This is a genomic window from Rothia sp. P7208, from assembly GCF_048512915.1.
Lineage (GTDB): Bacteria > Actinomycetota > Actinomycetes > Actinomycetales > Micrococcaceae > Rothia.
Window position 1 is genome coordinate 1 of sequence record NZ_JBLXXW010000013.1, and the last position, 13,897, is coordinate 13,897.

Sequence of the window (13,897 nt, forward strand, 5' to 3'; positions counted from 1 at the left end):
AAAAAAATTGTGGGCCCTTTTTCTAAACAAACGGCCACCACATCATAGAAGGGAAAGAGTACCCCCGATATAGGTACGTAAGCTACGTCTGTTCTAAAGCGAACGAGCTAGAATAGCCTGCTTCACCTCGGCAATAGCCTTCGTAATCTGAATACCGCGCGGACACGCATCAGTACAGTTAAACGTCGTACGACAACGCCACACGCCTTCTTTATCGTTGAGAATCTCAAGACGCATATCACCAGCATCATCACGAGAATCAAAAATAAAACGGTGAGCATTCACAATAGCCGACGGGCCAAAGTACTGGCCATCCGTCCAAAACACAGGGCAGGACGTCGTACACGCTGCACACAAAATGCACTTTGTTGTGTCGTCAAAACGTTCACGATCTTCAACAGACTGATAGCGTTCACGCTCTGGCTCATGCCCCTCATTCATCAAGAATGGCATAATCTCACGATACGACTGGAAGAACGGCTCCATATCCACGATAAGGTCCTTTTCACAAGGTAAACCTTTAATGGCCTCAATCGTAATCGGCTGAGAAATATCTAAATCCTTCAGCAAGGTTTTACACGCCAAACGATTTCTACCATTAATACGCATAGCATCAGAACCACAAATACCGTGAGCGCATGAACGGCGGAACGATAACGAACCATCAATCTCCCACTTAATCTTGTGCAAGATATCAAGCACCCTATCGGTACCGTACATCGTCACCTTGAATTCGTCCCAATGCGCTTGATCCGAAACTTCAGGGTTATAACGACGAATTCTAACCGTCACATCATAGGTTTTAATACCTTGGGAGCCACCTTGCTCCGAGGCGATAGCAACCTTAGATTCTGGTTCACGTGCTTCAAAATCAGACATTTTAGTACTTACGTTCCTTCGGCTCATAACGGGTAAAGACAACAGGCTTCGTACCAAAACGAAGACCGCTAATACCCTCAAACTCTGAGTTTTCGTCTCGATATACCATCGAATGTTTCATAAAGTTCACGTCATCACGATCCGGATAATCTTCACGGAAGTGACCGCCACGAGACTCTTGACGATGGAAAGCAGCAACAGACATCACCTTAGCGAGCTCAAGTAAGAAGCCCAGCTCGACGGCCTCCAACAAATCAAGATTGAAACGCTTACCTTTATCTTGAATAGAAATACGCTGATAACGTTCTTCTAACTCTGCAATCTTTGAAAGAGCATTACGAATCGTATCGGCCGTGCGGAACACCTGCATATCGGCGTCCATCACATCTTGCAGTTCTTTACGGATAACACCAACTTTTTCGGTACCGTTGCCATCGCGTAGAGACGTCAAAAGCTCTAAAGTGCGGTTTGCGGCGTCCTCAGGGATAGGTAAGAACTCTGCAGAAGCAGCGTACTCTGCCGCTTTAATACCAGCACGCTTACCAAAAACGTTAATATCAAGCAGAGAGTTCGTGCCCAAACGGTTAGAACCATGCACAGATACGCACGCAACCTCGCCAGCGGCGTAAAGACCGGGGATAGTGTTCTCCGAATCTGCAAACACTTCTGTTTCGATGTTGGTGGGAATACCACCCATTGCATAGTGTGCGGTAGGGAACACCGGAACAGGTTCGGTGTACGGTTCAACACCTAGATAGGTGCGAGCGAACTCCGTGATGTCAGGAAGTTTCGCATCAATGTGGGCTGGTTCGAGGTGGGTCAAGTCCAGAAGAACATAATCCTTGTTCGGTCCACAACCGCGACCTTCACGCACTTCGTTTGCCATAGAACGCGCCACAATATCACGTGGAGCAAGGTCTTTAATGGTGGGAGCATAACGTTCCATGAAACGCTCACCGTCAGAGTTACGTAGAATACCGCCCTCACCGCGAGCAGCTTCAGAGACGAGAATGCCTAGACCGGCAAGACCCGTTGGGTGGAACTGCACAAACTCCATATCTTCCAGCGGAATACCGTTACGTAGAGCAATCGCCATACCGTCACCGGTGAGGGTATGTGCGTTAGACGTAGTTTTAAAGATTTTTCCACAACCGCCAGAGGCAAAGATAATGGATTTTGCTTGGAATACGTGCACATCACCAGAAGCAAGGTCGTAACTGACCACGCCGGCGGGGCGTCGTTGCCCCTTTTCATCTTCTACCATGATGAGGTCGAGAACGTAGTATTCGTTATAGAACTCCACATTATGCTTTACACAGTTCTGGTAGAGCGTCTGAAGAATCATGTGCCCGGTACGGTCCGCAGCGTAGCATGCTCGACGCACTGGTGCTTTACCATGGTCGCGAGTGTGCCCGCCGAAACGACGTTGGTCAATACGTCCAGCGGGGGTACGGTTGAAGGGCAAACCCATTTTCTCTAAATCAAGAACAGCGTCAATTGCTTCTTTAGCCATGACTTCGGCAGCGTCTTGATCGACGAGGTAATCGCCACCTTTGATGGTGTCAAAGGTGTGCCATTCCCAGTTGTCTTCTTCGACGTTGGCGAGGGCCGCGCACATACCACCTTGAGCGGCTCCTGTATGGGAACGGGTTGGGTACAATTTGGTCAAAACGGCGGTTCGAGCGCGAGTGCCGGCTTCAATGGCGGCACGCATGCCAGCTCCACCAGCACCGATAATAACGACATCGTACTTATGTACCTGCATGTGAAAATGCTCTTTTCTAAAATCTAGTAGTAGGTTCAGCTAGTTATGGGGCGGTACAGAAAGAAGGTAATAGTTCTGGTGCCGCGCCAGTTGGGCATGGGTCAAACGTGAAGATTACGAGGGTTCCGATGAGAAGAACAAAAGCACCAGAGCAGAATAGGGCCAATTTCAATGCCAAACGAGTGCTGTCTTTTTCTGCGTAGTCCATGATGATGGTTCTAATACCGTTCATGCCGTGCAACATTGCAAGCCATAACAGGAGTAGATCCCAGACCTGCCAGAAAGGTTGAGCTAATTTACCGCCAACAAAACCAAAGTCAATACGGTGAACGCCTTCACCCATCATGAGGTTGACGAAGAGGTGTCCAAAGATAAGGACAACGAGAATAACACCTGAGATGCGCATGAAAAGCCATGCGAACATTTCGAAGTTATTGCGTTTTGAGCTAGAGCGGTTGTATTTGACTCCGTTAACGGTGTTGTCTTTGCTTCTCGGAGCAGAAATTTTGATTTTCTGTGGTGAAACAGCCATGATGCGTTAGCCTCCGAAAGTGTTAATCATGTGGCGGATGAGGAAAGGAACCATAACAACGGCCCAGAGAAGGAGGACTCCCCAAAGCATTTTTTTATGGTTTTTTGCGCCATCTTTCCAAAAGTCAATCAGGATAATGCGAATACCGTTAAAGGCGTGGTATACAATAGCTCCCACAAGTCCTGCTTCGCTTAGCCCCATGATGGGATTTTTATAAAGCTCCATCACGGAGTTATAGGCTTCGGGGGAAACTCGAATAAGAGCGGTATCTAAGACGTGGATAAGAAGAAAAAAGAAAATAGCGATACCGGTGATGCGGTGAGCTACCCAAGACCACATGCCTTCACGGCCGCGGTACAAGGTTCCTCGTGAATTATTCGGCACTGAATAACCTCCTGCAAGCTGTTCGTGGCTGACCCTGTTTTGGCTCATCAAACAAGCGATGTCTGCCGTCGAATAGCTAATTAATGTGTGTTCATCTAGTCACACACAGTACCAGTTCACTTACGGTTTTATTGACAGTTAGTTGATAAAAAACCGGCTTATTTTAGCGTAATTAGCACAAATTTTTATGCCGATATTCAACTTTTCCGCGAGAACAAGGGAAATCCTCATCACATTGGACGTAAAAAGTGACCAGCAATAGTTAGACATCTCAAAAAATTTTCAGAATTATGACGTAAAAATTCGCTATTCTTAGAGGTGATGAGAACACCATTAGATAAGTTTTACCCGCTCATTCCGGCCGGTGGGGTAGGGTCCCGCCTATGGCCATTATCGCGGGCACACGCACCTAAGTTTTTACTAGACCTTACCGGTAACGGATCTTCACTACTACGCCAAACCTACGACAGGCTCAGCGGACTCACCCAAAGCTCAGTGATGATTGTAACCGGAGAATCGCACGCTCAAGCAGTACGCGAACAAGTTCGTGAACTCAACGACACCGACTTCGTCCTTGAGCCCTCCCCCAAAGACTCGGCAGCAGCTATCGGATTAGCTTGCGCTATCCTCTACAAAAGAGATCGAGAAGCTATTATTGGCTCTTTCGCTGCTGACCACGTCATCACACCGGTTGAGGAATTCCAAAAAGTAGTCAAAGAAGCGGTAGAAACTGCAGCTACCGGAAAAATCGTGACCATCGGTATCACCCCTACCGAACCGTCCACAGCTTTTGGATACATCAAAGCAAAGTCTTCGCTCGGTATCGACAATGCCCCCTCAGCTCTAGCCGTAGAGTCGTTTGTCGAAAAACCTGACGCAGCAACAGCGGCAGACTATGTGAACTCCGGAGAATACACCTGGAATGCAGGAATGTTTGTAGCACCAGCAGAACTGATGCTCAAACACCTCAAAGAAAACGAACCAGAACTATACGCCGGAATTAACGCCATCGCAGAAGATTGGGACACCCCACAACAGCACCAAACTCTTCAAAAACTATGGGATACTCTCCCCAAAACGGCCATCGACTACGCTGTTGCAGAACCAGCAGCAGCTGCAGGAGATGTCGCCATGGTACCAGGCTCCTTTACGTGGGACGACGTAGGAGACTTCGACGCAGTCACCCGCCTGAACCAAGAGAAAACAGGTGAAAAGCTCACCGTATTAGGCGAGAAGAGTAATGTCCTCAACCAAGATTCTTCAGGGCTTATTGTCACCCATGCAGAACGCAAAATTGCTGTTATCGGTATTGAAAACCTCGTAGTGGTTGACACTCCCGATGCCTTGCTCATTACTACACGAGATAAAGCTCAAGCAGTGAAAAACACTGTTGCAGACATTAAGGAGCTCAACCTCAACGAGCTCCTCTAAAAAAGAAACTCAACAGAGTAAAGCCTGTCTTATCGCAACAACGATAAGACAGGCTTTACTGTATCCGCCAGACCTACCAGCTAGAACCTAATCATGACTCGTATCTAGCGGAACCGTCCTAAGACAACGCCAAGTCCCTTGAACATGCTCACAGATTTGAAGATGATCTACGACAAAACGTTCAGCGGCAGAAGGTAACGACGCAAAATATTGCAAAGAATCCGTTAGAGCTCTCTCCCCCAAACGATTCGATACGCTCAGATGCGGAACGTATGTAAAAGGAGAGCTAGACTCCCCTACCGCATCAATGCACCGCTGACGTAAAGCCATCAAGTCTGCCGCGCCCTCTAGCACGGGCAGATAACTCACCTCAGATAACGGCATGAAGCTCTCAATAGCCCCCATAGACACGCTAAAAGAGTATTGCCCATATAGGGCCTTCACCAAGGATGAGAGCACCATATCTTTCGTCGAAGGAGTAGGCTCATATAAAAAAATTGTTAGATGACTCGTCTGCACAGATTCAGCCACACCATGAGCACCCTGCCAGCACCGGACAAGACGAGATAACTCGCCTTGTACCGGCGCAATAACGCTCAAATGCCGGTCAAGCTCTAAAGCTCGCACAGCAGAAGACGATAAAGACATCAAAGGGCTCTTCAGCTAAAGCGTCGTCGCACCCATGAAGCCCACACGCTCGTAGACATTCTGCAACGTCACAGACGCAATTTCGCGAGCGCGTTGCGCACCAACCGCCAAGAGTTTATCGAGTTCGGCTGGGTCGTCGAGCAGTTCCAGAGAACGTTCACGGATAGGCGCTAGGGTTTGTACGAGAATTTCAGCGAGGTCGACTTTGAGGTGCCCGTACATTTTGCCGTCGTATTCTTCGACGATGTTTTCGATAGGGCGTCCGGTGATTGCTGAATAGATGGCAAGGAGGTTTGATACGCCCGGTTTGTCGGTTCGGTCGAAGGCGATGGTTGATCCGTCGTCAGTTACCGCAGACTTAATTTTTTTGGCGGTTTTCTTGGGGTCGTCGAGCAACCAGATAATGCCTTTATCGTTTTGGGCAGATTTGCTCATCTTGGAGGTGGGGTCTTGTAGGTCATAGATTTTTGCGCTTTCGCGGAACTCTAGCGGTTCTGGCAGGAGAAAGGTGGTGCCAAAGCGAGAGTTAAAGCGTTGTGCGATAGTGCGGGTAAGTTCTAGGTGCTGACGTTGGTCTTCGCCTACTGGGACACGGTCTGCTTGGTATAGCAAAATATCTGCTGCCATGAGCATGGGATAGGTGAAGAGTCCGACGGTGGTGTTCTCGGAGCCTTGTTTGCTGGATTTGTCTTTGAATTGGGTCATGCGAGCGGCTTCACCGTAGCCGGTAATGCAGTTGAGTACCCATGCGAGTTGTGCATGTTCAGGTACGTGAGATTGCACGAAAAGAGGTGTTTTTTGTGGGTCAATTCCGGCAGCAATATATTGTGCGGCAATGGTTCGGGTACGTTCACGAAGAACGTTTGGGTCTTGACGTACGGTGATAGCGTGCATGTCGGGGATGAAGAAGAGACATTCATTGTCTTCTTGCATCTGCACCCAGTTTTCTACTGCGCCGAGGTAGTTTCCTAGGTGTAAGGAGTCGGATGATGGTTGGGCGCCGGAGAAAGCGCGGGGTTTTCCTTTGGACGCGTTGGGGATGAGTGCGCGGTCTATGGTGTTGGTGGTTTCTTCTGCCACGGTGTGTCCTTCAATGGGTTGGCGTGTTGTGACGGGGTCTTGACCATGAGGGTATCAAAGTCCTCGAAGGTGTTAAGATTTTTGACTCGTGTGCTACGCGAATTGGTAGTCGACGACAAGAGGTGCGTGGTCGCTAAAACGCTGGTCGTAGGATGCGGCACGGTCAACAACTGAGCTGATGGCGCGTTGTGCCATGGCGGGTGTTGCCATCTGGTAGTCGATACGCCATCCTGCGTTGTTGTCAAAGGCTTGTCCACGGTAGGACCACCAGGTGTATGGGCCGTCGACGTCTCCAGCAAGCGAACGTGCAACATCGACGTATCCGCTTTGTCCAAAGAACTTGTCGAAGTAGGCGCGTTCTTCGGGGAGGAATCCTGCTCGTTTTTGGTTTGCTTTCCAGTTTTTGAGGTCTCGTTCTGTGTGGCAGACGTTGAGGTCTCCCACAACGACAACGTTTTCGCTGTGTTGAGCGAGTTCGGGAAGGCGGACGAGCATTCGTTCGAGGAAACGGTATTTGTCGTCTTGTTTGGGTGTGTCTACTTCTCCGGAGTGTACGTAGGCGGAGACAACGGTGAGTTGTTCTCCGTTGGGAAGAATGTAGTCTGCTTCAACCCATCGTCCAGAGTGTTCAAAGTATTCTTCGCCGATGTGTGATCGGGTGTTGGTCGGTTCTGTAGCGGGAAGGATGGAGTTCTTGTGTGGGGTACGTGTTGTGGCGATGAGGACTCCGGCGCGTCCTTTGTCGGCAGCTTCTGAGTGGAGGATATGCCAGTTTTCTTCGTTGAGTAGTTCTCGTACGATTTTGTCGGGTGCGCGTACTTCTTGTAGGCAGAGGATGTCGATGTCTCGTTCGTTGAGCCAGCTTTCCATGTCTTTACGGTATGCGGCGCGGATGCCGTTCACGTTGACGCTGGCAATACGTAGGGTCTTAAGTGTTCTTGTCATGGGGTGGTTAGTCTCTTTCTGCGTTGTTCTGCCCTTGAGCTTCTTTAATCATGCTCATGCCGTTGGAGGCTGTGGTGTTGATGGTGTCTAGTGCTCGTTCAATCATGGCAGGTGCATCTTGTGCATCTGAGTGGAGGTGTTCTGCGATGACTTTTGATTGTACGAGAACGATTTGGAAGCTGTGAGATAATTTGTCGTCGAGCATGGCGTCTTCTTCTGCTCGACGTGCTTGGAGGAAGAGTTCTTGATTTTTTTGGGTGGTGCGGGCTTGTTGTGTCACGATGATGGCGAGGTATCCGGCAACCCCTAGCCATGCCAGCAGGATACCTGCGACAATCCATCCGAGCACAGATTCTTCGTGCGAGGCTTGGTAGATGGCGAGAATGCAGAGGACGAGGAGGATACCTCCCCCAAGGCTTGCCCCGATGAGAGCTTTTGAGAGTGTTTGGGTACGTGCTGTTGTGTCTGAACCGGAAGATTGCATACTTATCATTATGCCAGTGCTTGAAGGTCCAAGCACGATAGTGGGGAGCTTGGCTTTCCTCATAGTTTTAACCGGTGGTGAAAATTCTGTGAGATGAAGACTTGTAGTATATGCCGTATCGTGTTTTGAGTTATTGCATCGTCAGGGGGCGAAAAAACTCAAGAATTGTACTTTAAGCAGATAGTATGAAGCTATGACTAGCGAAGATTCAATGACGATGGACGCGACAGCACAGACTTCTGCATCTTTCGAGTTGCCTTCGAGCAATTCGCCAAAATATCTTCGTTTAGCGCATTATTTGTGTACAACATATATTGATCAGGGTGCACCCCATACTCTTTTGCCGACAGAGAGAGAACTTCAGGAGCGTTTTAATATTAGTCGTGATACGGTTCGGCGTGCTATTGCAACGTTGCAACGTCGAGGCTTGGTATATAACGTTCAGGGTTCTGGTACGTATGTTGCAGACCGCTATTTGCATGCGAAGGAACCACGGCTGATTTCGTATACCGAAGATATGGATGTTCGTGGGCAGAAGCCTGATACCTCGACGTTGAGGTGTCACCCGATGGGGGCGGATGCTCAGACAGCAAAGAATCTTGAGATTCCGGTAGGAACAAGGGTGATTGAGATTGTGAAGATTCGTCGGGCTGATACTGAACCGATGTGCTATGAAAAAGCTCATTTTCTTCAGGAGGTTTTTTCTCATGTAGAGCCGGAGACTCATGGTTCTTTGGACGAACAGCTTACGCGTAGTGGTTATCGGATTGAGAAGGCCACGCACCGTGTCAGTGCCACGCTTGTGACGGGAGAGGAAGCTCAAGCGCTTGACGTTCCATCTGGTTCTGCGGCGTTGAGGGTGGAGAAGATTGGTTATACTGATCGCGGTATTGCGGTAGAAAGTACCGTGTGTTTATATCGTGCTGATAGGTATGACTATGAGTTTAGGCTTTCGCGTACTGGTAGGTAGCTAACCACTTTAAGCTATTTAGCTTTGAACTATTTTAGTGTAAATAATTTTAATGTTTATGGCGGTTTTTATGTTCTGTTGAATATCTAGAACATAAAAACCGCCATCTTTGATTTTGTATGAAATTGTTATAGATTTGTTGAGAGTTGTGACGCCATTCTTTCTGCAGTATCTACAACATTTACAAGTAGCATGGCTCGGGTCATGGGGCCAACACCACCGGGGTTAGGAGAGACCCAACCTGCTTTAGCTCCGGCTTCTGGGCTGATATCTCCGCTGAGACGGTATTTTTCGGTGTCTTCGTCGAAGATGCGGGAAACTCCTACGTCAAAGACTACGGCGCCGGGGCGCACCTGATGTTCTTTGATGATGTGGGAGACTCCAACAGCAGCAATGATAATATCTGCGCTATGGAGGATTTCATCGAGGTTTTGTGTTCCGGTATGGACGAGAGTTACGGTGGCGTTAATTTCACGGCGAGTCAGTAAAAGGCCTAGTGGTCGGCCAACAGTAATGCCTCTACCAAGTACGACGACGTGTTTACCGGCCCATTCGATACCGTGACGGCGACCTAACTCGACGATGCCGTGTGGAGTGCATGGCAGCGGGGAGTTAAGGGGTTCGTTGACGTTGAGGACGAGTTTTCCGAGGTTCGTGGGGTGCAACCCGTCGGCATCTTTTTCGGGGGAAATTTTTTCGAGGATACGATTGGTGTCTAAGTGCTCAGGCAGAGGTAGCTGAACGATGTATCCAGTACATTCTGGGTTGTTATTGAGCTCCTCTAGAACAGCTTCTAGTTCTTCTTGAGTAGTTTCAGCCGGGAGGTCACGCCGTAAGGAGGCGATGCCAACTTCTTGGCAGTCTTTATGTTTACCTCCGACGTAGGAGTGAGATGCGGGGTCGTCCCCGACAAGAACGGTTCCTAGCCCGGGGGTTATGCCTTGTTTTTTGAGGGCTTCTACTCGCTGTGCTAGTTCTTTTTTGATGGCTTGTGCGGTTGCTTTTCCGTCAAGTATTTGTGTCATTACCACTCCTGAATACCGTCGTAGAGGGGGAATTTTTCGCATAGTGCTGTTACTCGTTGCTGCAGGGCTTTAATATTTGCACCTGGTTTGAGGGTTTCAGCGATGATGTCGGATACTTCGACGAAGGCTTCTTCATCGAATCCGCGGGTTGCGAGGGCTGGTGTGCCGATGCGTAGCCCTGATGTGACCATGGGCGGGCGGGGGTCGTTGGGTACGGCGTTACGGTTGACGGTGATTCCTACGGTGTGGAGGAGGTCTTCTGCTTCTTTGCCGTTAAGTTCTGCGTTGACGAGGCTGACGAGGACAAGATGAACGTCTGTTCCTCCGGAGATGAGGTGAATTCCGGCTTCTGCCATGTCGGGTTGGCTTAGGCGTTCAGCGAGGATTTTGGCGCCGGCGAGTGTGCGCTCTTGGCGGTCTTTGAATTCTTCGCTTGCAGCAATTTTGAAGGCTGTTGCTTTGGCGGCGATGACGTGCATGAGAGGTCCGCCTTGTTGCCCGGGGAATACTGCAGAATCAATTTTTTTCTTAAGTTCTTCGGTGCAGAGGATGAATCCGGAGCGAGGTCCGCCAATGGTTTTGTGAACGGTTGAGGAGACGACATGTGCGTAGGGTACGGGGTTGGGGTGTACCCCCGCAGCGACGAGACCAGCAAAGTGTGCCATATCAACCCAGAGGTATGCTCCTACTTCATCAGCTATTTCTCGGAAGGTGGCGAAGTCTAGGTGACGGGTGTATGCGGACCATCCGGCGATAATAACTTGCGGTTTTTCGGCGTGGGCTAGTTCACGTACTTGCCCCATGTCTACGCATCCGGTTTCTTCGTCGACACCGTAGGCGACGACGTCGTAGAGTTTTCCGGAAACGTTGAGTTTCATTCCGTGGGTGAGGTGTCCTCCGTGTGCGAGGGAGAGTCCCATGATTTTGTCGCCGGGGTTGAGTAGTGCGTGCATCACGGCATTGTTTGCTTGAGCGCCGGCGTGAGGTTGGACGTTGGCGTGTTCTGCCCCAAAGAGTTTTTTGGCTCGTTCGATAGCAAGGGTTTCGACGATGTCAACATATTCGCAGCCGCCGTAGTATCGGCGAGATGGGTATCCTTCAGCGTATTTGTTGGTCAGTACGGAGCCTTGAGCTTCGAGGACTGCGCGTGGGGCGAAGTTCTCTGAAGCGATCATTTCTAGGGTGTTTTGTTGGCGTAGCTGTTCTTGGGTGATAGCTTCGGCAACTTCTGGATCTACTTGAGATAGTGGGAGGTTGGTGACCTGTTCGGTGTAAGACATCATGCGTTCCTTCCAAGAGGCAAGCTCAGTGCAGGGGCGGAGGTAGCTTTTCAAGGGCGGTTGCCCTGAGTGAATGTTGACTACTCATCTAGTGTATTAGTGTTACCCGCACTACGTACATGTGTTACTTCAGCTAAATTTTTGCGTATCGTAATATTTTTGATATTTCTGTCACAGCAGGTAGTCGCTCAGCTTGAACTTTGAGGTGTCTTCACCGTAACTGGTGCGTATATTTTTCGACAGTTTCTGTAGTTTTACCAAGTTTATTTTAATAATCACTCAAGTTTTGAGTTTTTCTTTTTTAACTCACCCCCGAACGTTGTCCGCAATGTAAGAAGTTGCTACATGCCAAAAGATAGGCTTTTGAACCTTTTAATTTTAGCAAAACCCACCTGACGACATTGTTTCGCCTAGTCAATAGAACACGATTAGTTTCTACAAAAACTTTTATTCACAAAAAGATATTTAAACAAGAAATAATTATATCAAAAATTGCACTACTTATGTCCATTTTTAAACAATTTCATAGTATAAAAACTAAACGCATTTTATATGCTAAAGTATTAGGCTTGTAAGGATACATACTTTATTTATGCGCTCACGCATCTTCACACCAGTAAATAAACTCACCTACGGAGACAGGGCGGAAGGGTACAAATGGGGAACGCTCAATCTCGACGCGAAGCGCGAGAAGCACAACGCAGAAAAAACATGCGCAAATGGGCCGCAGTCGGAGGCGCAACAGCCATCCTACTAAGCGGTGGAATGCTCGCATACTACCTCAAAGGTAACAACACAGAAGACAAAGTAGTTAACGCACAATCCGTACCTACCTCCTGCGCAACCACTCAACGCGTCACCGTTGAAACCACACCAGATATGGCGCAGGTACTCCACAAAATCCCAGTCAATCCAGAAGACTGCATCGTTTTGGCCGTTAGCCACGACACCTCCGTTGCTGACGTTGCAAGCCAAATTATTGCAGGAAAGTCTGCACCAAACCTCTGGTTGCCTGCATCATCGACACAAGCTCAGCTTGCCCTCGCAGGAAAAACCGAGCTAGTGACTAAAGCCGAATCCCTCGCAAAAACGCCTAGCGTCATTGTCACCAAATCTTCAGACAAATACCCATCATGGAACGAAGCTCTCAGCGATGTAACCGCAGTACACATGGGAGACCCTAGCGTAGAACCTAGCTCATTCATGTCCATCGTCAACGCTACCGAAGAAACCGCCAACGGCAAAGCAAGCAAACAAGCGCTAGCAAACAACCTCGGTTCACGAGCGCAAACTATCGGAGTTGAAACAGCCGCAGAAAACGCTCAAGAGCTCCTCTCAGGTGTAGTAAATGACACCTACCGTTCGGCTATCGTTGGAGAAAACGACTATGCCTCATACCTCAACGAACACTCCGATTCCAAACTTACCGCGTATGTTCCGGCTACCGGCAGTGGCGAATTAGATTACCCGCTCTACCAGCCGGCATCTAGTGGAACAGAAACCAATAAAACCGTTTCACAAGCAGCTGATAAAATCACCAAGTTCATCTCCTCTGAAGACGGCAAAAAGGCTCTCGCAGAAGCAGGTCTACGCAACGCACAAGGTGATCCGCTCGAAAAAGATTCCATCGGAAAGTTCACCAACCTTACCGGTGCAAACCCAGACGTTGTAGCAGAAGCGTGGTCTACCTATTCCCTTCAAGCGGCACCATTGAACGCCCTCGTTGCGGTAGACGTCTCAGGCTCCATGGGTTACAAAATTGATGGTACCGACCAAACCCGTATGGATATTGCCGTCAATTCCATCCTTGCCGGATATAAACTCTTCCCCGCACGAGATTCTATGGGATTGTGGAGTTTCTCTAGCAATATGAGCAAGGATGACAGCGGAAAAACCGTTGATTATAAGAGTCTTGCACCTATTCGTCATATGAGTGATGAAGTCGATGGGCGTTCACAGCGCAACATCCTCCTTGAAGCTGGTTCTTCCCTCAAACCTATTCCAGATAACTACACTGGACTAAACGACACTATTCTTGCGGCATTCCAAAATGTCAAAAAAGAATACAAGGCAGGCGCAGCAAATACCGTCATCGTTATGACTGACGGTGAAAACCACGATGATAATTCCATCAGTACCGAAGATCTTATTAAGACCATCCAGTCTCAACAAGATCCAGAAGCTCCGGTCTATATCATCCTTATCGGTATTTCACCTGACGCAGATATGCAAGCACTTCAGGAAATTGCGTCTCAAACCGGTGGGCAGGCATTCCCTGCAAACTCTGCAGAAGACATCCAACGGATCTTTGCAGAAGCTTTCTCCTTCTCTAGCCAAGAGAAACAGGCACTAGCACAGGCTGGAGCCGAAGAAGCGCAAGCACACCACCAAGAGACAGCAACCGAAAACCAGTAAAAACTAGGTTTTCCAAACTCAGCTAAGAGCGGTGGGGTGTATTAAAAATTTAATTTAAA

At 48.8% G+C, this 13,897-nt stretch carries 13 protein-coding genes; 3 read left to right on the plus strand and 10 right to left on the minus strand.

Translation table 11 applies throughout. The features are described 5' to 3' along the window. Window positions 1–93: 93 nt before the first annotated feature. The 4 genes from ACN084_RS08515 to sdhC are packed head-to-tail and all read right to left on the minus strand — an operon-like array spanning window position 94 to window position 3,608. On the minus strand, window positions 94–879 hold the full coding sequence (locus tag ACN084_RS08515; protein WP_419102013.1) for a succinate dehydrogenase iron-sulfur subunit: 786 nt from the start codon (window positions 877–879) through the stop codon (window positions 94–96). A gap of 1 nt (window position 880) precedes the next feature. Continuing rightward, window positions 881–2,644, minus strand: coding sequence for a succinate dehydrogenase flavoprotein subunit (sdhA, locus tag ACN084_RS08520; RefSeq protein ID WP_419106564.1), 1,764 nt, complete (start codon window positions 2,642–2,644; stop codon window positions 881–883). 43 nt (window positions 2,645–2,687) lie between these two features. Next, entirely contained in the window at window positions 2,688–3,176 is a 489-nt protein-coding gene (locus ACN084_RS08525) for a succinate dehydrogenase hydrophobic membrane anchor subunit (protein ID WP_419106565.1), read from the minus strand. A 6-nt stretch (window positions 3,177–3,182) separates the two neighbouring features. Then, entirely contained in the window at window positions 3,183–3,608 is a 426-nt protein-coding gene (sdhC, locus tag ACN084_RS08530) for a succinate dehydrogenase, cytochrome b556 subunit (protein ID WP_419102010.1), read from the minus strand. A 273-nt stretch (window positions 3,609–3,881) separates the two neighbouring features. Between sdhC and ACN084_RS08535 the strand changes: the two genes are divergently transcribed. Then, window positions 3,882–4,991, plus strand: a complete 1,110-nt coding sequence (locus ACN084_RS08535; RefSeq protein ID WP_419106566.1) for a mannose-1-phosphate guanylyltransferase — start codon at window positions 3,882–3,884, stop codon at window positions 4,989–4,991. 87 nt (window positions 4,992–5,078) lie between these two features. Here ACN084_RS08535 and ACN084_RS08540 read toward each other — a convergent pair whose 3' ends face one another. From ACN084_RS08540 to ACN084_RS08555, 4 genes are all read right to left on the minus strand, one after another. Beyond that, window positions 5,079–5,639: a 2'-5' RNA ligase family protein gene (locus tag ACN084_RS08540; RefSeq protein ID WP_419106567.1), complete on the minus strand. Its 561-nt coding sequence runs from the start codon at window positions 5,637–5,639 to the stop codon at window positions 5,079–5,081. A 15-nt stretch (window positions 5,640–5,654) separates the two neighbouring features. After that, window positions 5,655–6,719, minus strand: coding sequence for a tryptophan--tRNA ligase (gene trpS, locus ACN084_RS08545; RefSeq protein WP_419106568.1), 1,065 nt, complete (start codon window positions 6,717–6,719; stop codon window positions 5,655–5,657). A gap of 93 nt (window positions 6,720–6,812) precedes the next feature. Then, the gene (locus ACN084_RS08550) at window positions 6,813–7,664 is read right to left on the minus strand and encodes an exodeoxyribonuclease III (RefSeq protein WP_419106569.1); all 852 of its coding nucleotides are present in this window, start codon (window positions 7,662–7,664) and stop codon (window positions 6,813–6,815) included. Between the two features lie 7 nt (window positions 7,665–7,671). Then, on the minus strand, window positions 7,672–8,148 hold the full coding sequence (locus ACN084_RS08555) for a hypothetical protein (protein WP_419102005.1): 477 nt from the start codon (window positions 8,146–8,148) through the stop codon (window positions 7,672–7,674). Between the two features lie 193 nt (window positions 8,149–8,341). Here ACN084_RS08555 and ACN084_RS08560 point away from each other — a divergent pair, with 193 nt between their 5' ends. Next, window positions 8,342–9,118, plus strand: a complete 777-nt coding sequence (locus ACN084_RS08560; RefSeq protein WP_419102004.1) for a GntR family transcriptional regulator — start codon at window positions 8,342–8,344, stop codon at window positions 9,116–9,118. A gap of 128 nt (window positions 9,119–9,246) precedes the next feature. Here the strand turns inward: ACN084_RS08560 and ACN084_RS08565 are convergent, their stop codons facing one another. Both ACN084_RS08565 and glyA read right to left on the minus strand, forming a co-directional pair. After that, window positions 9,247–10,143, minus strand: coding sequence for a bifunctional methylenetetrahydrofolate dehydrogenase/methenyltetrahydrofolate cyclohydrolase (locus ACN084_RS08565; protein ID WP_419106570.1), 897 nt, complete (start codon window positions 10,141–10,143; stop codon window positions 9,247–9,249). Further along, window positions 10,143–11,426 (minus strand): serine hydroxymethyltransferase, encoded by a 1,284-nt coding sequence (gene glyA / locus ACN084_RS08570; RefSeq protein WP_419106571.1) that lies wholly within the window; start codon window positions 11,424–11,426, stop codon window positions 10,143–10,145. Before glyA ends, ACN084_RS08565 begins: the two co-directional genes overlap by 1 nt. A 654-nt stretch (window positions 11,427–12,080) precedes the next feature. Here glyA and ACN084_RS08575 point away from each other — a divergent pair. After that, entirely contained in the window at window positions 12,081–13,838 is a 1,758-nt protein-coding gene (locus tag ACN084_RS08575) for a VWA domain-containing protein (RefSeq protein WP_419102001.1), read from the plus strand. The last annotated feature ends 59 nt before the right edge of the window (window positions 13,839–13,897 follow it).